18 protein-coding genes and 1 tRNA gene are annotated in these 16,401 nt (G+C 51.4%); 15 read left to right on the forward strand and 4 right to left on the reverse strand.

Features of this window, described 5'->3' with window-relative positions:
- Nucleotides 1-6: 6 nt before the first annotated feature.
- On the reverse strand, nucleotides 7-471 hold the full coding sequence (trmL, locus tag H3L98_RS03690; RefSeq protein ID WP_027022600.1) for a tRNA (uridine(34)/cytosine(34)/5-carboxymethylaminomethyluridine(34)-2'-O)-methyltransferase TrmL: 465 nt from the start codon (nucleotides 469-471) through the stop codon (nucleotides 7-9).
- A gap of 318 nt (nucleotides 472-789) precedes the next feature.
- On the reverse strand, nucleotides 790-1,482 hold the full coding sequence (locus H3L98_RS03695) for a ComF family protein (RefSeq protein WP_027022599.1): 693 nt from the start codon (nucleotides 1,480-1,482) through the stop codon (nucleotides 790-792).
- Here H3L98_RS03695 and bioH point away from each other — a divergent pair.
- The 15 genes from bioH (at nucleotide 1,481) to H3L98_RS03770 (ending at nucleotide 13,203) form a co-directional block, all read left to right on the forward strand.
- On the forward strand, nucleotides 1,481-2,239 hold the full coding sequence (gene bioH, locus H3L98_RS03700) for a pimeloyl-ACP methyl ester esterase BioH (protein ID WP_027022598.1): 759 nt from the start codon (nucleotides 1,481-1,483) through the stop codon (nucleotides 2,237-2,239). The genes H3L98_RS03695 and bioH overlap by 2 nt on opposite strands.
- 70 nt (nucleotides 2,240-2,309) lie before the next feature.
- Entirely contained in the window at nucleotides 2,310-2,546 is a 237-nt protein-coding gene (rpmB, locus tag H3L98_RS03705; protein ID WP_027022597.1) for a 50S ribosomal protein L28, read from the forward strand.
- A gap of 31 nt (nucleotides 2,547-2,577) precedes the next feature.
- On the forward strand, nucleotides 2,578-2,733 hold the full coding sequence (rpmG, locus tag H3L98_RS03710) for a 50S ribosomal protein L33 (protein ID WP_027022596.1): 156 nt from the start codon (nucleotides 2,578-2,580) through the stop codon (nucleotides 2,731-2,733).
- Nucleotides 2,734-2,858: 125 nt separating this feature from the next.
- Nucleotides 2,859-2,934 (forward strand) — tRNA-Thr (locus tag H3L98_RS03715).
- A gap of 220 nt (nucleotides 2,935-3,154) precedes the next feature.
- A complete protein-coding gene (locus tag H3L98_RS03720) occupies nucleotides 3,155-4,351 on the forward strand; it encodes a tyrosine-type recombinase/integrase (RefSeq protein WP_027022595.1) in 1,197 nt (398 codons plus the stop codon).
- An 887-nt stretch (nucleotides 4,352-5,238) separates the two neighbouring features.
- Nucleotides 5,239-6,345: a hypothetical protein gene (locus tag H3L98_RS03725; RefSeq protein ID WP_156932343.1), complete on the forward strand. Its 1,107-nt coding sequence runs from the start codon at nucleotides 5,239-5,241 to the stop codon at nucleotides 6,343-6,345.
- 187 nt (nucleotides 6,346-6,532) lie between these two features.
- Complete coding sequence (locus tag H3L98_RS03730; protein WP_027022593.1) at nucleotides 6,533-6,760, forward strand: helix-turn-helix transcriptional regulator; 228 nt, start codon at nucleotides 6,533-6,535, stop codon at nucleotides 6,758-6,760.
- On the forward strand, nucleotides 6,753-7,217 hold the full coding sequence (locus H3L98_RS03735) for a hypothetical protein (RefSeq protein ID WP_027022592.1): 465 nt from the start codon (nucleotides 6,753-6,755) through the stop codon (nucleotides 7,215-7,217). The genes H3L98_RS03730 and H3L98_RS03735 overlap by 8 nt, the downstream gene beginning before the upstream one ends.
- Nucleotides 7,218-7,576: 359 nt before the next feature.
- The gene (locus tag H3L98_RS03740; RefSeq protein ID WP_027022591.1) at nucleotides 7,577-7,804 is read left to right on the forward strand and encodes a hypothetical protein; all 228 of its coding nucleotides are present in this window, start codon (nucleotides 7,577-7,579) and stop codon (nucleotides 7,802-7,804) included.
- A gap of 29 nt (nucleotides 7,805-7,833) precedes the next feature.
- Complete coding sequence (locus H3L98_RS03745) at nucleotides 7,834-8,238, forward strand: hypothetical protein (RefSeq protein ID WP_156932342.1); 405 nt, start codon at nucleotides 7,834-7,836, stop codon at nucleotides 8,236-8,238.
- A gap of 92 nt (nucleotides 8,239-8,330) precedes the next feature.
- The gene (locus H3L98_RS03750) at nucleotides 8,331-8,543 is read left to right on the forward strand and encodes a hypothetical protein (protein ID WP_027022589.1); all 213 of its coding nucleotides are present in this window, start codon (nucleotides 8,331-8,333) and stop codon (nucleotides 8,541-8,543) included.
- Between the two features lie 258 nt (nucleotides 8,544-8,801).
- Entirely contained in the window at nucleotides 8,802-9,515 is a 714-nt protein-coding gene (locus H3L98_RS03755; RefSeq protein WP_027022588.1) for a Z-ring associated ZapG family protein, read from the forward strand.
- An 11-nt stretch (nucleotides 9,516-9,526) separates the two neighbouring features.
- Complete coding sequence (locus H3L98_RS03760; protein ID WP_027022587.1) at nucleotides 9,527-10,582, forward strand: DUF7146 domain-containing protein; 1,056 nt, start codon at nucleotides 9,527-9,529, stop codon at nucleotides 10,580-10,582.
- A gap of 4 nt (nucleotides 10,583-10,586) precedes the next feature.
- Nucleotides 10,587-12,431, forward strand: coding sequence for a DUF927 domain-containing protein (locus H3L98_RS03765; protein ID WP_051532142.1), 1,845 nt, complete (start codon nucleotides 10,587-10,589; stop codon nucleotides 12,429-12,431).
- Between the two features lie 409 nt (nucleotides 12,432-12,840).
- The gene (locus tag H3L98_RS03770) at nucleotides 12,841-13,203 is read left to right on the forward strand and encodes a hypothetical protein (RefSeq protein WP_156932341.1); all 363 of its coding nucleotides are present in this window, start codon (nucleotides 12,841-12,843) and stop codon (nucleotides 13,201-13,203) included.
- Between the two features lie 175 nt (nucleotides 13,204-13,378).
- On the opposite strand, the gene H3L98_RS03775 is transcribed toward H3L98_RS03770, so the two are convergent.
- Nucleotides 13,379-14,635, reverse strand: a complete 1,257-nt coding sequence (locus H3L98_RS03775) for a D-amino acid dehydrogenase (RefSeq protein ID WP_027022585.1) — start codon at nucleotides 14,633-14,635, stop codon at nucleotides 13,379-13,381.
- On the reverse strand, nucleotides 14,632-16,377 hold the full coding sequence (locus H3L98_RS03780) for a potassium/proton antiporter (RefSeq protein WP_027022584.1): 1,746 nt from the start codon (nucleotides 16,375-16,377) through the stop codon (nucleotides 14,632-14,634). Before H3L98_RS03780 ends, H3L98_RS03775 begins: the two co-directional genes overlap by 4 nt.
- Nucleotides 16,378-16,401 lie beyond the last annotated feature (24 nt).

A 16,401-nucleotide genomic window follows, 5' to 3' on the forward strand; every position in this document is an offset into this window, starting at 1 on the left:
ACGGGTTTACACGCCGCCGCGGTAGTCCAGCTGCCGCCATGCTTCAAAAATGGTAACGGCAACGGTGTTGGATAAATTCATGCTGCGGCTGTTCGCCATCATGGGGAGGCGGATTTTGCGTTCGGGCGGCAGGCTGTCGAGAATCTCGGCAGGCAGTCCGCGTGTTTCCGGACCGAACACAAACACATCGCCTTCGCCAAAACCTGCTTGGTCGGGGCGTGCCGTGCCTTTGGTGGTCAGCGCGAAAATCCGTTTGCCTGCCAGCTGCTGCAGGCAGTCGGCAAAACTGTCGTGTACCACCATATCGGCAAACTCGCGGTAATCCAAACCCGCGCGGCGCATTTTGGCGCTGTCGAGCGGAAAGCCCAAGGGTTTGACCAAATGCAGCTTGCAGCCGGTATTGGCACACAAGCGGATAATATTGCCCGTATTAGGAGGAATTTCTGGCTGATAGAGCACAATGCTGAACATGGGTTTATCCAAAAAAACGCCGTTTGTTTTGTTGTTTTTAAACAACAAAGAAACAGCGAATGGGCGAATATAAACGCATTTTTCTTGAGCAGTCAATTTTTTTAAGGGATTTTTTACCAAAAACGGCAATAGGAATTTTTTAATATTTTGTTTTTAAAAAATATTATTTTTTGATGGATGCTTTGTATCGGTAAGATGGTTTGTCAAGAGACAGCGGGATTTTTTGATGGTTTATTTTTCAATGATTTATGATTGGGTGTATCCGCATGCCCGTTTGCGGGCGCGGGTTGCAGCCGATTCAGCTAAAAAACAGGGCAATCAGTCGTGATTTTTTGCCAGCACCCATGCGTAAACCTGTGCGCCGCCGCGTATCAGGGTGTGCGCCAGCGCGTACAGGCTGCTGCCTGTGGTCATCACATCATCTACCAGCAAAATATTTTGTCCGCGAATGTGGTGGTTGAGGCGGAAAACCTGACGGATATTGCGGGCGCGTTCTTCGCGTCCGAGCGTGCTTTGTGGGGGACGGTGGCGGCGCAAAACGGTATCACGCGGCAGCAGGGCAAAACCGTATTCTTCTGCGATGCGCGCAGCCAGTTCTTCGCTTTGGTTAAAACCGCGCTGCAAACGCCGTTCTCGGCTAACGGGCATACCCAAAACCGCATCTATTTCACTGTTTTCCAACCACGGCGGCGGCGCGTGGCGCATTGTCTGCCAAAAGGCTTCCAATAAGGCACTGTGTCCTTGGTGTTTCCAACGGTGCAGCATAGCAGGAACGGGGGCTTGATAGCGCAAACTGCCCCACACGGCTTGCAACGGCGGCGGTTCGGCTTCGCAATCGGGGCAAACTTGAGCGTTGGCACTGTATGCCATACATTTCGGACACAAATGTTCGCCCTGTGCACCCAAGTCCAATAAATCGTCTAAACAGGCTTGGCACAACGCGCCCGCTGCGGCGGCATCGTGGCATAATGCACACGTTTGTATGGTGGGAAAACGGAAGAACCACGGCATGACGATAACCCCTTCTCTTTGCCTGATACACGGTTGGGCAGCCAACGGGCGGATTTTTGACGAATTAACACGACATCTGCCCGATACTTGGCAGCATCATGCCCCGCATCTGGCTGGACACGGTGGCACAGCACCAATGCGCCCGCATTTTAGCGTAAGTGCGGCAGCCGACCAAATCGCGGCGACTTTAAATGCGCCTGTACATTTATTCGGTTGGTCTTTGGGCGGGCTGGTGTCGTTGTTTTTGGCGGCGCAACATCCGCATAAAGTGAAAAGTTTAACCTTATGCAGCACCTTTGCCCGTTTTGATGCCGCGCCCGACTACCCCGAAGGCGTACAACAAAGCGTTTTGGATAAAATGCTGACCCTGTTTCAACAAGATTACCCCAAACACATGAAGCAGTTTTTGCAATTGCAGCTGCTGCACACCCCCGAGCGCGAACAGATTTTGGCAAACGTATTGCCCGATATGTTGCGCCACGGCACGCCACAGGCTTTAGACGACGCCCTTGCTGCTGTGCGCCGCGCCGATGCCCGTGCTTTTTTGCCGCGCATCCGTGTGCCTGTACTGCTGCTTTGGGGTGGGCGCGACAATGTTACCCCGCCGCGCATGGGAGATTATTTATTGCGCCACTTACCCGATGCCCGACTGCACACCATCGCCCGCGCCGCCCATGCCCCGTTTTTAAGCCACAGCCGCGAAAGCGCACAGGTTTGGGCAGATTTTGTGCAAGCGGTAGAAACTTGTTGTCCTTAAGCATTGCCAGCAATCCGCTTTTTGTGGTATAAACCGCCGTTTCTGTATTTAAAAATTTGGAGCAACCATTATGGCACGAGTTTGCAAAATTACGGGCAAACGTCCGATGTCGGGCAACAACGTTTCCCACGCCAACAACAAAACCAAACGCCGCTTCCTGCCCAACCTGCAATCCCGCCGTTTTTGGGTAGAAAGCGAAAACCGTTGGGTGCGTTTGCGCGTTTCCAACGCCGCTTTGCGTACCATCGACAAAAACGGCATTGACGCGGTGCTGGCAGATTTGCGCGCCCGTGGTGAAGTAATTTAATTTGCCAATATTATTTTAAGGAATCAAAATCATGCGCGATAAAATCAAATTGGAATCCACCGCAGGTACCGGTCATTTCTACACCACTACTAAAAACAAACGCACCATGCCTGGCAAACTGGAAATCAAAAAATTTGACCCCGTTGCCCGCAAGCACGTTATTTACAAAGAAACCAAACTGAAATAATATGGTTTTTGTCCCCGCTGCCTAATGGTTGGCGGGGATTTTTCTTTTTTAAACAATAATTTTTGCAGATGATGATTTTTTTGCTTGTCAAAAATAAAATTCCTGCGTAAAATACACACTTCTTTGCCGGTGTAGCTCAGTTGGTAGAGCACCTGACTTGTAATCAGGGGGTCGCGAGTTCGATTCCTGCCGCCGGCACCACACTATAAAAAAGCAGCCCTTTTCGGGCTGTTTTTTTACGTCTTACACCGTCTATCTTTATCTACTAATCATTTGTTTTAAAAATATTTATCTAAAATCTTTGGCTGTGTTTTCCCCTGTTTGCCGTCTATTTTTGTCTATTGCCGCCTTATTGAAGCAACAAAACATTGGGGGTATATTTGGGGGTACGAAAAAATCCACCTGAAAAAATACCCCCACCATGCCCCTAAATGACCGCCAAATCAGGAATACCAAGCCCAAAGACAAACCGTATAAGCTGACCGATGCAAACGGCTTATTCCTGCTGGTTACGCCTGCAGGGGGCAAGCTGTGGCGTTTCAAATACCGTGTGGACGGTAAGGAAAAGTTATTGTCGTTGGGAAAATACCCCGATGTTTCGCTAATGGAAGCACGGGAAGCGAGAGAGCAGGCAAAGCAGATGCTGGCACAGGGTACAGACCCATCAGCAGCCAAGCAGCAAACCAAACGGGAGAAACAAGACAGGCTTGCCAATACCTTTGCTAGCCTTGCCCGCGAATGGCACGAAAAGAACCGTTACCGTTGGAAGCCCAAACACGCAGAGCGGATATGGATTTACTTTGAAAACGATGTATTCCCCACCATTGGCAGCTTACCGATTAGCGAAATACGGGTAAAACACATTAAAGCCATGTTGGACGGTATCAGCGCAAGGGGTGTGTATGAAACCGCCGAAAAAATCCGCCAATGGACGGGCGCGGTGTTTAAGTATGCCGCCATGTTGGAGCTGACCGAGAATAATCCCGCCATGCTGCTGCAAGGTTATCTAGCCAAGCAGGAAACCGAGCATATGCCCGCCTTACCGCATGGGGAATTGACGGAGTTTTACCGCCGTTTAAGCGTTGCCGATGCCGAGCCAGCGAATAAGCTAGGCATTATGATTCTGATGCTGGTGTTCGTACGCAATACCGAATTGCGCGGCGCACAATGGCATGAGATAGATTGGGCGCAGCGGCAATGGTTAATCCCCGCAGAGCGCATGAAAAAAACACGCGACCATGTTGTACCGTTGGCAGATTGGACGGTAGAGCTGCTGCATAAGCTGCAAGCCATAACGGGGCATACGCCTTACCTGTTCCCCAGTCGCACCAAAAACGGCTATATCAGTGAAAATACATTTGGCAATATTATCAACAGCATGGGTTACAAAGGCATTGCCACCCCGCACGGCTTCCGCAGTCTAGCCAGCAGTACACTGAATGAGCAGGGCTTTAATCCCGATGCCATAGAGCGGCAATTAGCCCACGTTCCGCAAGACAAGGTACGCGCCGCATACAATAGAACGGAATATCTGACCGAAAGGATTGAGATGATGCAATGGTACGCCGACCACCTGAAGCAGTATTATGATGAAGCAGAGCGCAGCCCGATAGTGTGAAGCACCACGCCCTTATGATAAACCGTAAGGGCGTTTTGTGTGGGCGCGTGGGGCGCGGCTGGTGTTGGGGCAAGCCTTTGGAAACAGTCTTTTAGCAGGCAGAGTGAGCCATATAGACCCCCACACGTGAGATTAAAATTGATGGGAATATGGGAATAAAGATTAAAAACAATCTATTTTTTAAAATAAGTTTTTTATAAACAGTAATTTAATTGTTTTTTCCTGTTCCCAAACGGTGTGGGAATCTTGTGGGAATGCGTGGGAATCTTGGGAATGTATTTAAATACAAATGTTTATTGTGGGAATGTTTGCAATGGGGGTGGGGTTTGAGTTGTATGGTTTGGGGTTTCTAGACCCCACGCACTCTCATTGGTATTTTTTTGGCATTTTGGGCGGGTTTTGTTAAGGGGTTTTTTGTTAATGTTAGGGTGGGTGGTTTGCCTTTGCTGCCTGCTATGGGTTAGGTACTTCCCGCCGTTCCGACCGTTCGGGTAGTTCAAGCCGCTTTTTTTGTGAAGTGTGGTGGGCTGCTGACTTCCTTCCTGTGTAAAAAATGATGAAAAACAAGGGGTATTGGGGAAAGTGGGGCAGGGCGGGGGTGCGTAAAGTTCGGCGGCGGGTGCGGCGGATACCGCATAGACCCTTATTCATGGAATTTTTTTCCCCTGTAAACGTGTTAAAGTTAATGGTTTAACAGTTGTTAATCAATGATTTGAGCGCAATTTTATTGCGTGGTTTTGAACGGGCTGCGGCGGTGTGGAAGATATGCAGGGCTTGCCCTTTCCCTGCCTGCCGCAGCGCAGCTTTCGGGTTTGAAATGAAAGGATTGTAGCCGTTATAGAATGCAGATAGAATGCGGCAGACACACCAGCAAAGGAAATCTTATTATGGCAACGGCGGTTACTTCACGCGATACGGTAGCGGGAATAGGGGCAATGGCATTATTGGCGGCAGAGAAGCCGTTTTTTCAGTCGGCGGCGCAATTAGTGGCAGAGCGGGGGCAGATGGTAAAAATGCAAAGCCAGCTTGTTGCTGAAGTGGAAAGGCAGCGTTATCAGGAAATGATGGGCGGTTTATCTGCGCATGAACGTTTGGGAAGTATGCGGTATGAAAGCGTAAACAGCATGATGGCTAAATATAGCAGCATATTGGCGGAACGCGGTACGTTTTCTATGTGGAAACAATTGGAAAAGATGCAAGCTGCTGAAGCGGAAAGGTGGCAGTGTTATCAGGGAATGGCGGGCGGTTTGGCTGAACATGAACGTTTTGGAAAAATAAGGCAATTTGCTAAAACGGGAACACGGATAAGCGATTTAGCTGCTGCTGCTGAACACCTGACCCTGACGGGAACGCGGCGGGAAAGTTTGGCTAATATGGCGGCTGAATATAGCGGTATATTGGCGGAACGCGGTATGTTTTCTATGCGGGAACACTTGGAGAAAATGCAAGCCGATGCCGCTAAAGTATGGCAGGAGAGCAAAGCCCGTTCCCTGTCTGAATGCGTTAAAGAGCATGAAGCCCGTTTAGAGCGGCTAATCCGCCCGAATCCTGCGATTTTGGCATTGATGCGGGGCAATCCCCCGTCCGAGCCGAAAACGCCCGTTTCCGAGCCGCTACGCACGCCGCCGCCACAAGCCCAATCCCCTTTGCCTGCCCCCCAGCCAGTGCCGCAGCCTGAAAACGGTATTTCTGCACGACACCAGCCGCCCGCGCCCGCTGTTTCCGAGCCACAGCCCGAGCCGCAGTTTGTGATTGACGGCAAAGCAGTAAGCGAAACGGAATATCAAGATTGGGTGGTAAGTAACCATTATCGGACAATCGGGCAGAAAGGCAATTATGCACGCGGGGCAGTGAAGCGGCAGATTATCGCCGACTTTATTCGGGAAAACCGTGAATTTGGCACGTCTAAAAACCAGTTTGCTGCCAAGCACCATAAGCGGTACAGCCGTACCTACGCCACGATACGCAATATTTTGAAAAAAGTTACCGTTTAAATGCTTTTCTTAACGCCGCCTTGAAAAAGGCGGTTTTTTTACGTTTGAACAAACAGATAGGGGGGTATATTCGCAGGGTTTGTGCCATGCACAATCGCAAATATTGTGCATAGGCAAGGGGAAAAACAGGGCTTATGATGGCTGCCAATGCCTAACGGCGATTGTGATTAACCCAAAGGACACCAGCATGAATGAAATTGTTTTTTTGCGTATGCCCGAAATGATGAAACGCACGGGCTTGAGCCGAGCAGCGATTTACTGCAAAGCCAATCCCAAAGACCGCCGCTTTGACCCGCATTTTCCGCAGCCTGTGAAAATTACCGATACCGCTACGGGCTGGGTGGAAAGTGAAGTAAACGCATGGTTGGCGCACCGTATCGCTGTTTCTCGCCAAAAAGGGGGCAAACATGAATAAGCTGCCGCCGATTGCGCTGATGAGCCGAGACGATACGCATTTTTATGTTTTGCTGACCGATAAGGACAGCCTGAAGCAATGGTTTGAGAGCGGCAGACTGTGGCAGTATTCATCAGTTGCCAAGTTGATAAAAAGTGAAGCGCAAGAGCAGGGCTTGTTTAATCAAACCCTTGCGATGGCGCACCATTATGATGCGCTGCTGTTTCATTTGTCTGCCCCTGCCTGCATTGATGATGCGCTGGCGCAAATGGCGTTTGTTTGCCGTTTGTATGATTTGTTTTTAGCGCGGAAAGTGCCGCCTATGCGGGCATTGCGCGAATGGCAGGCGCAGATTTGGGAAACGGGTGTTTTACCCTACGGGCAGCCGTGCCGTTCCCAATCCAGTTATTCACGGCTTGCCTGCGCCCTTGTACCACAGCTAAAGGGTGCGATGGGTAAAGCCCCGCGCCCGCACTAGCATTTACTGCCAAAAAACACACGGCTAGGGAAACCAATCCCCTAATTGCTTGACAGCCGCGCCCGCGCTTGGCAGAATCGGCGCATTGCTTTCAATCAAGCAATCGGGTTTAGCAGCCTGAACAAAGTGGCAAGCAAGCCGCCCATAAGCCCTGAATGCCTAGCGCATCAGAGAGCCAAAAGCGGCAGTGTTACGCTTGCATTCCCCCAGTTTTGCCTTTTTACGGGAAACGGGGGCGGGAGGCTTCGTGCCTGCTGGTATCACTTTGCCAGTCTGCTAACCCGCCCTTTGTTTCCCGCCTTGCGTTTAGCAGCGCGAAAGCGGGTGTATTAAACCAAAGTGAAAAGGTAAAACTTTCTATGAATCAATCTGATGCTTGCGGCGTATCTGTGCGCCGTTCCCGTTCCGTCCGTCAAGGCTTTACGCGCCCGCTGCTGGTGCAAACGCTGCGGACTTTTCCGAGCTTTCGTCAAGCCAGCGATTTTGTCGCTTTGCGCTTAAACAGCCGCCTGAATTACCGTTTGGCAATCCAGCAAACGCCCGCAGGGGCATGGGCTGTGTGCCGTGTGATGCGCGGGGGTGTGTGATGGAAAAGCAAGTAAACAGAAAATCGGGTATGTATAGCAGCCTTGCTATTCTGCTGGCTAATGCCCCTGCCGTTGCCATTTTTCAAGATGCTTCTTTGGTAAATCGTGGAGCTGCTTTACAAGGCTTCAGTACCGATGATTGTGTCTTTTTGTCTTCTTTAGCCGAATGTGCACAACTTGATTTGGCAGAGCTGTTGAGTTTTGCTTCCTATTCCCAACAGGCATTTAATCACAATCGCCCTTTGAGTGAATGGCTGGACAGCAAGCAGATGGCGGCGGCATTGTCCACCATTACACATCTTGTTGCCGATATGATGGGGCAGTTGTCTGATTTGCGGGAGACTGCTTATAGTGAAGTGGCATTCCGTGAAGGCGCACAAACGCTGTATCCGTGCCAGTCCATTCCACCCCTTTCCAAAGAATCCCAATCCTAACCCTGTGCGTTAAAAGGCTTTGCCAAAATGCGGCAAGGCTGTGTTTTTGCAGCCTTTTGATTTGGTTATCTATTTGATTTAAAGGAAAAACCATGTTTAAACTGTATGATGAAGTCCGCAATGTGGACGGTGTGAAACGGTATGCCTACAGCAGCCGCCGCAAAATGTATCTGCATTCGCTGTTTAATGTTTATGCGCTTTTGGGCTTTGTGGTGGGGAGCGGGCTGGTGTTGTTGGGAATGTGTTGGGCTGACCCTGATTTTTTGGTGTGGTTGGTAAGCGGCGTTACAGCGGCGTTACGATAGCCGAAATCAATCGTAACGGGGTGGGTGTGGCGTTACGAAACCCCGTCCCAGCGTTACGAAATCCCCAAAACCAAGCGTAACGGTGTGATGAATGGCGTTACAAAAGGCGTTACGCCAGTCTGAAAAACCGTTACGAAACCGTTACGAAAACCCCCTACCCCGCCGAATATGCCCCTTTTGCCGTTACGTTACGTTTTACTGTAACGCCCTTGAAAGGGGTGGGGCAGGGTAAGGGATAAACAACAAGGAAAATGTGAGATGACGATTGTAATTATTTATACGGCAGGCGCGTTGGCGTTGGGTGTGGTGCTGGTGTTTTTGGCGGTAAGGGCATTGCATCATCAGGAGTTGGAACGGCAGTTAGCACAGGCGGAATGGGAAGCGCGTTACCACCAGCAGGAAACGGAAATCGCTTTGAGCGTGTCCCGCAGCATCAGCAATACGATTGCGGCGCGTTTGGCGGCGGTGTACGGCAGGGATTACGCGGATTATCTGATTGCGCGGCAAATGTCCCTGCAAGCCCCTGAACAGCGGCAGCCACAAGAACAAATGCACATTACCATTAACCGCAATAGTGCGCCGTCTGCGATTGACCTGTATGCAGACGAACACCGCGCCGATGAGCGGCAGCGGCGGGCGCGGGAACGTGAGCGGGAATATTCGGCGAATGTGCGCCATTCGGCAGGCTATACGCCGCCGCATGAATGGCAGCCGAAACCACAAGCCCCCTACACCAGCCGCCCTATTCATGCGCCTTATGTTGATGATGATTGGCACGATGAGCCGCGCCGTCCGTTTCTGCCGCATTGGGCTGATGATGATGTGCTGGACGTGGACGTTTATCCGTCTGATGCGCCTGTTTATCCGCCTGCGCTGCTTGCGCCGCCGCCAACGGGCAGACAGCGTAAATACGCCAGCAATGCGGAACGTCAACGGGCTTACCGTGCAAGACAGCGCGGCAGCCGTTATTAAGGGGGGTAAAGATGAAAACGATGTACACATTGGCAGACGTGAAAGCCGCTGCCAACGGTAATTGGGAAGCGATTTTATCGGCTTTGGGCGTTCCCCAACACCTGTTAAATAAAAACAAACACCAGCCTTGCCCTGCTTGTGGCGGCAAAAACCGTTTCCGTTTTACCGATAACGGCGGGCGCGGCTGGTTTATCTGCAACCAATGCAACCAAAAAGGCGGCAGCGGCTTTGATTTGCTGATGCTGGTGTTTGGCTGCACGTTTGATGAAGCCTTAAAGCGCGTGGCGGAATTATTGGGTATGAGCGGCGGCACACGCAGTCCCGCCCTTACCCTGCCAGCCCGTGAAACCGCACCGCCGACCGTACAGACGGACGAAAACCAACGGCAAAGGCTGCTGGAATGTTGGAACGGCTGCCAATCGTGGCAGAGCGGCGGCGTGATTGCCGCGTATTTGAGCGGGCGCGGTATTCCCGAAGCGGGCAACCTGCCTTTTCAAGATGACGGGCTGCGTTTTCACAGCAGCTTGGCTTATTGGCATCAGGGCGCGTGTTTGGGGCGTTTTCCTGCGATGGTGGGCGCGTTCCGCCACGCAGACGGCACGTTTGCGGGTTTGCACTTAACCTATCTGATGCAGCAGGGCGGCAAGGTGTTTAAGGCGGTATTGAAAGACCCGAAAACGGGGGAGCGTTTGGACGCGAAAAAACACCGTTCCATTCACGCGGGGGCATTGAGCGGGGCAGCCGTGCCTTTATTCGGACTGCCTGAAAACGGCTGTTTGGCGGTATGTGAGGGCATTGAAACGGCGGCGGCGGCGCATTGCGTGAGCGGCTTGAGCGTGTGGGCGTGCGGGGCGGCAAACCGTATTGCCGCATTTGCCCTGCCTGAAGCGGTGCGCCGTTTGGTGGTAATTGCCGACAACGACCGCAACCAAACGGGCATTAACGCGGCGTATCAGCTGCAAAGGCGTTATTACAAAGCCTTAAACGGCAATATTGACGTTTGGCAGCCTGATGAAGCCGATTGCGATGTATTGGATATTTTGGCACAGGAAACACAAGGGAAGTAACAGCATGGAAAAAGTAATCAAACTGAATACACAAAACCGTTCTTTAAAGCGTTTGGCAAAGCTGGCAGATGAAAAGGGGCAGGGCAGCGATTTAAAGCCACATTTCATCACAGACGAAACGGGCGTATGGTTTCAGGCGGTGGGGCATGATAAGGACGGTACGCCCTTTCTCAAGCCTTTGGTGCGCGTGTGCGATGCGTTTAAAGTGATTGGGCGCGGGCAGAGCGCAGATGAGCGGGAATACCGCATTTTGGAATACCGCCGCAACGGGCGCGGGGCAATGAAGCAAGTGGCGTTTGCGATGGAAAACGTGGGGCGTAACGATGGCTTGAGCCTGCTGCGCAGTATGGGGATTTCCATTAAGGAAAAACACAAAAGCGAATTGTGGGATTATATCCAATGGGGCGGCGACAGCACCGAATGGGAAATCGTATCACGCGGCGGCTGGACGGATAAAAGCTGTACCGCCTATGTGCTGCCGAGCGGGGAAGTGATTGGCAATCCCGATAAAAACATTATCTATACGGGCGACACCAGCAAGCGTGAATCTTTTGAAGTTTCGGGCAGCCTGAAAGACTGGCAAGAACACGTTGCCCGCTATTTGGCAGGCAATTCACGCCCCCTGCTGGCGTTGGGAACGGTGTTTGCCGCGCCGTTTTTGGGGATTTTGCGCGATGAAAACGGCGGTTTTCACTTTTACGGCAGCAGTTCCATTGGCAAAAGCCTGTTGGGTATGGCGGCGATGTCGGCGATGGGCGAGCCTGCGGGCTTAAAAGTGCAATGGAAAGGCACAAGTTTGGGCTTTGACAATGAAGCCGCCGCCAATAATGACGGCATTGTTTTTCTTGATGAAATTGGCGAAGCAGAGCAAAAAACCGTGAAAGATGTCGGCTATTCGGTGTTTAACGGCGTTTCCAAGCTGCAAGGCGCAAAACAAGGCGGCAACCGCACACGGATTACATGGCGGATTTTGGCGATTTCTACAGGGGAATTTGATGCCGCGCATTATCTGAAACAAGACGGCTTGGAGTGGAACGCAGGGCAAGCCGTGCGCCTGCCCGCCATTCCTGCCGATGCGGGCAAAGGTTACGGCGTGTTTGACACCCTGCACGGTTTTGGTACGTCCGCAGAATTGGCATTGCATTTGGGCACAGCCAGCAAACGGTTTTACGGAGCGGCGTGGCGGCAATACCTGACCGAATTAGCCCAGCGCATGAATAGCGAGCCTGAAAAACTGATTGGGCGCATTCATGCCCTGCAAGCCGAATTTGCCGCCATGCTGCCGCCGAAACTGGACAGCCAGCCCGCACGCGCTGCCAAACGCTTCACGCTGGCGGCTGCCGCTTTGGAGCTGGCAGGCGAGTGGGGAATTACAGGTTTTGCCAAAGGCACGGGATTTGCGGGCGTACACGCCTGTTTTCAGGCATGGTATGAACGCGATGGCAAAAGCAACCGTGAAGAAGCGCAAATCATTAAAAATGCCAAAGACTTTTTACAGGTACACGGGCGCGGCGAGCGTTTTACCCGCCTGATTCAGAGCAGCTATGATGTGATGCCTGCCACAGGGCGCAATCATGCGGGTTTTCGGATTGAAACCGCAGGCAATGATGCCATGCCGCGCTTTTATATCAATGATTCGGTGTTTGAACAGGAAATTTGCAACGGCTTTGATACCAAGTTTGTGTGTGATGTGCTGAAAAACTGCGGCTGGCTGCTGCGGGAAGCCAATAACCGCCAAAAGTTCAAACTGCCGCCGAAAATGTGCGATGCGCTGCGTTTGCCAAACAGTACCCGTATGTACTGCCTGCACGGATTCGCCCCGCCCGAAAAAGACGAAAAAGCGGATTAAAACCGCCATGCCCCCACCTGACACCGTTACCGACTGATGCGCCGATAACGGTGTTTTTGCTAAAAAGGGCGTGGGAATCGGCAGACAGAAAAACGGGCTTTTTTGTGATTAATTTAATGATTTAAAATGTAAAATTAGTAACTATATTGATTCCCATGATATTCCCATAATTTAAGTAAAATATCTATATGTTTTTAAAAATTATTCCCATATTCCCACGATTCCCACGCATTTTTACTATATATAGAAAAAATTTTTTGCACAAAAACGGATAAAAGTTATAAAATCAATGTGTTATAATAAATAAAATTTAACATAATACAAAAATGCCTTTTGGGAACGGAAAAAACGGGCGGGAATGTGGGAACGGGCAATCAAGGGGGTATTTTTGACAAAAACGGAGTAAAAAATGATTGACGGTATCGTGAGCGGTAAATTGCTGTTGAAGCCGAAACCGATGTACACCATACGGGGTACAGAGTACATGATTGCGAAAATGAACGTGTACGGTTATCCTGTCGGCAATTTGAAAGCAGACGATTTGGACGGCGATATTATCGCCTTTGATAAAAATGTGTGTGCAGAGCTGAAACGCTACAAGCAGGGCGATGTGATTTCCATATTGGGGATTATTACGCCAATATATGAGCCGAAAGCGGCGCAGCCCGTTCCCATTACGCTGAAAATTACCGCCCGCAGGCTGTATGTGGGTTATTTGGATTTTCAGGCACACGGGAAAGGACTAATTTTTGAACAGTTGGGGTGCAGATAATCGGGTGGTTTACCCTGCCTGAAAAATTGTGAACTGTGCAAATTGGGGGTATTTTTGGGGGTACTTTCATTTTCAGTAAAAAATAAATCATTTTAAATAAGTTTGTTAGTTTAATAGTTCGTGTCCTGCCGCCAAATTAAAAAAGCAGCCTTTATAGGCTGCTTTTTTACGTCTTTTATCTGCCGTAGCGTGATAAGCCCAAATCTGCCGTTTCAATTTCGGCTTTGCCGTGGCTGATTAAATCGGCAACGGTTTTGGCTGCGCCCAGCGACATGGTCCAGCCCAATGTGCCGTGTCCTGTGTTGATAAACAGGTTGTCAAACTGCGCTTTGCCGATAATGGGCGTGCTGTCGGGGGTCATGGGGCGCAAACCGCTCCAATATTCTGCTTGGGCAAAATCTCCGCCTTGCGGGAACAATTGTTGTGCCACCATCAATAAGGTTTCGCGGTGTTCGGGCGGATGGCTTAAAACATAGCCCGATAATTCCGCCATACCGCCCACGCGCATCTGTGCGCCCAAGCGGGTAAGGGCAACTTTATAGGTTTCGTCCAATACTGTGGATTGCGGCGCAGCGGCATCATCGCGCACGGGCAGGGTAAGGGAATAACCTTTTACGGGATACACAGGCACGTCCAAACCGATTTGCGCCAGCATGGGACGGCTGAAACTGCCTAAGGCACACAAAAACACATCGCCTGTGTATTCGCCGTTTTGGGTGTGAACGGCGCGGATGCGTTGTCCGTGGCTGTCAATGCGCGACAGGGTTTCGCCAAAGCGGAATTGTACGCCTTGCGCGGTGCAGTGTTCGGCGAGTTTTTGCGTGAACAAATAGCAGTTGCCCGTGCGGTCGTTGGGTAGGTGGAATGTGCCTGCGATTTGCTCTGCCATGTGGGCGAGGGCAGGTTCGTGGCGCACACAGCCTGCTGCGTCCAAAGTGGTGTAGGGAATATGAAATTGCTCCAACACGCCCATTTGCGTTTGGTGTTTGGCAAAGGCTTGGGCATCGCGGAACAGGTGCAGTGTCCCCAAGCTGCGTTGGTCAAACTGAATATGAGTTTCGTTTTCCAATTCGGTAAACAGGGCGCGGCTGTATTCGGAAATCCGCATCATGCGGGCTTGGTTGCGGGCATAGGCGGCATCGGTGCAGTTGGCAAGCATCATTGCCAGCCAGCGCAGTTGGTACAGTGAACCGTCGGGGCGGATAATCAGCGGTGAGTGTTTTTTAAACAGCCATTTGGCGGCTTTAAAGGGGATATTGGGCGCAGCCCACGGGGTGGTATAGCCAAACGAAAGCTGTCCTGCATTGCCATAGCTGGTTTCTTCGGCTACGCCTTGGGCGCGGTCTAATATGGTAACGTGATGCCCTTGTTTGCTTAAATAATAGGCAGAGGCAACGCCAGCTATGCCTGCGCCAAGGATAACGATGTTCATGCGGGGGTGTCCTTATGGTCGGTTTTTTTTGGCATTTTCAAGCCCAGCCATTTGATGTGGCTTTGCTCGTCCAATTCTTTGACGGTGATGCGGAATCCGCCCAATTCAATGCGGTCGCCCGCCACAGGCACGTCGCCGAAACGTTCGCGGAACACGTCTGCCAAAGCGGCTTGTGCTTCGGTGTCATCTACTTTTAATCCGTAAGCGGCTGCCAGTTCGCCTACTTTAACATCGGGTTTCACCACAAATTCGCCGTAAAACTGCTGTTGGTTGTGGCGGTAATCGGCAAACTGCCGTGCAAACGCTGCGCCCAAATGTTCGGGCAACACATACCAAGCAATATCACCTGCTTGCATGCGCGTGGCAAGATTGACTTTAATGGTTTCGCCGTTGCGTATCAGTGCAAACAAACGCCCTTCGGCAAATTCGGCGGCGCGTGCCATGGCGTAAGGGTGGCTGTTTTCTGCTTCGGAAGCGGCTTCCACGCGAAACGACTGCAAACCCACCGATAAACGGTCTGCCAACCAGATTTCACGGCTGTCCAAGGGTTCGGGTTGCGGTGGCAATACCATTTTGAATACTTTGGCAAAAAACGGAATGGTCGTTCCCTGAATCAGCAACGATAAAATCACCACGGCAAACACCACATCAAACACCACCTGCGCCCCCGGTACACCGTTCATCAGGGGCATAATCGCCAGCGTAACGGGTACGGCACCGCGCAAGCCTACCCAGCTGATGTAGGCGATTTCGCGGCGGGTGTAGCGAAACCATTTGATAGAGGTGTAAACGGCAAGGGGTCGTGCCACCAAAATCAAAAACGCGGCAATGACCAGTGCGGGTATGCCTTGGTCAATCAATCGCGAGGGCGTAACCAGCAAACCCAGCACCAAAAACATACCTGCTTGTGCCAGCCACGCCAAACCGTCCATTACGTTTAAAACGTGTTCTACAGACGAATTGCGCGAGTTGCCCACCATCACGCCCGCCAAATACACGGCCAAAAAGCCGCTGCCGTCAAATAAATTGCTGACGGCAAACACCATCAGTCCGCCTGAGGCAATCATAATGGCATACATGCCTTCTGCCAGTCGGATTTTGGTGAGCAGCCACGCCAGCAGTTTGCCCGCTGCCAATCCGAACGCTAATCCGAAACCCAGTTGTTTTGCCAGCATGAGGGCGGTGGAAGCGGCGGTGGTTTGTTCGGGTTGCATAATCAGGCTGATTAATACGGTAACCAGCAAAATCGCCATCGGGTCGTTTACGCCGCTTTCCAGTTCCAGCGTGGCGCGGATACGGGCATTTAGGCGTACGCCGCTGTTACGCAGCAGCGAAAACACGGCTGCGGCATCGGTTGAACCGACAATCGCTGCCATCAGCAAGCCGATTTTCCAATCTGTTCCCAAATAAAACGCGGCAAATATCCCCAGCAGGGCAACGCTTGCCAATACGCCCCAGCTGGCGAGTACGGCGGCGGGTTTGAGGGCGATGCGGAAGGTTTCCAGTTTGGTACGCAAACCGCCGTCTAACAAAATAATCGCCAATGCCAATTGGCTGACCAAGGTAGCACCGAATAAGTCGTTAAACTTGATGCCGCCAATGCCGTCTTCGCCTGCCAGCATGCCCACGCCTAAAAACGCCAGCAGCAGCGGCATACCCAAACGCGCCGACAAACGGCTGGCAATCACCCCTGCAAACAGCAAAATGGCGGTAATCAAAAAAAGAAAATTTAAGGTATTCATCAAAAATTCCCTGTTCTACGGCAA

Source organism: Conchiformibius steedae (assembly GCF_014054725.1).
Taxonomy (GTDB): Bacteria; Pseudomonadota; Gammaproteobacteria; order Burkholderiales; family Neisseriaceae; genus Conchiformibius; species Conchiformibius steedae.

What these genes read in the sequence shown, in the direction of transcription:
- trmL (WP_027022600.1), bottom strand. Translation starts at nt 471, where the DNA reads ATGTTCAGCATTGTGCTCTATCAGCCAGAAATTCCTCCTAATACGGGC.
- bioH (WP_027022598.1), top strand. Translation starts at nt 1,481, where the DNA reads ATGACGATAACCCCTTCTCTTTGCCTGATACACGGTTGGGCAGCCAAC.
- H3L98_RS03695 (WP_027022599.1), bottom strand. Translation starts at nt 1,482, where the DNA reads ATGCCGTGGTTCTTCCGTTTTCCCACCATACAAACGTGTGCATTATGC.
- rpmB (WP_027022597.1), top strand. Translation starts at nt 2,310, where the DNA reads ATGGCACGAGTTTGCAAAATTACGGGCAAACGTCCGATGTCGGGCAAC.
- rpmG (WP_027022596.1), top strand. Translation starts at nt 2,578, where the DNA reads ATGCGCGATAAAATCAAATTGGAATCCACCGCAGGTACCGGTCATTTC.
- H3L98_RS03720 (WP_027022595.1), top strand. Translation starts at nt 3,155, where the DNA reads ATGCCCCTAAATGACCGCCAAATCAGGAATACCAAGCCCAAAGACAAA.
- H3L98_RS03725 (WP_156932343.1), top strand. Translation starts at nt 5,239, where the DNA reads ATGGCAACGGCGGTTACTTCACGCGATACGGTAGCGGGAATAGGGGCA.
- H3L98_RS03730 (WP_027022593.1), top strand. Translation starts at nt 6,533, where the DNA reads ATGAATGAAATTGTTTTTTTGCGTATGCCCGAAATGATGAAACGCACG.
- H3L98_RS03735 (WP_027022592.1), top strand. Translation starts at nt 6,753, where the DNA reads ATGAATAAGCTGCCGCCGATTGCGCTGATGAGCCGAGACGATACGCAT.
- H3L98_RS03740 (WP_027022591.1), top strand. Translation starts at nt 7,577, where the DNA reads ATGAATCAATCTGATGCTTGCGGCGTATCTGTGCGCCGTTCCCGTTCC.
- H3L98_RS03745 (WP_156932342.1), top strand. Translation starts at nt 7,834, where the DNA reads ATGTATAGCAGCCTTGCTATTCTGCTGGCTAATGCCCCTGCCGTTGCC.
- H3L98_RS03750 (WP_027022589.1), top strand. Translation starts at nt 8,331, where the DNA reads ATGTTTAAACTGTATGATGAAGTCCGCAATGTGGACGGTGTGAAACGG.
- H3L98_RS03755 (WP_027022588.1), top strand. Translation starts at nt 8,802, where the DNA reads ATGACGATTGTAATTATTTATACGGCAGGCGCGTTGGCGTTGGGTGTG.
- H3L98_RS03760 (WP_027022587.1), top strand. Translation starts at nt 9,527, where the DNA reads ATGAAAACGATGTACACATTGGCAGACGTGAAAGCCGCTGCCAACGGT.
- H3L98_RS03765 (WP_051532142.1), top strand. Translation starts at nt 10,587, where the DNA reads ATGGAAAAAGTAATCAAACTGAATACACAAAACCGTTCTTTAAAGCGT.
- H3L98_RS03770 (WP_156932341.1), top strand. Translation starts at nt 12,841, where the DNA reads ATGATTGACGGTATCGTGAGCGGTAAATTGCTGTTGAAGCCGAAACCG.
- H3L98_RS03775 (WP_027022585.1), bottom strand. Translation starts at nt 14,635, where the DNA reads ATGAACATCGTTATCCTTGGCGCAGGCATAGCTGGCGTTGCCTCTGCC.
- H3L98_RS03780 (WP_027022584.1), bottom strand. Translation starts at nt 16,377, where the DNA reads ATGAATACCTTAAATTTTCTTTTTTTGATTACCGCCATTTTGCTGTTT.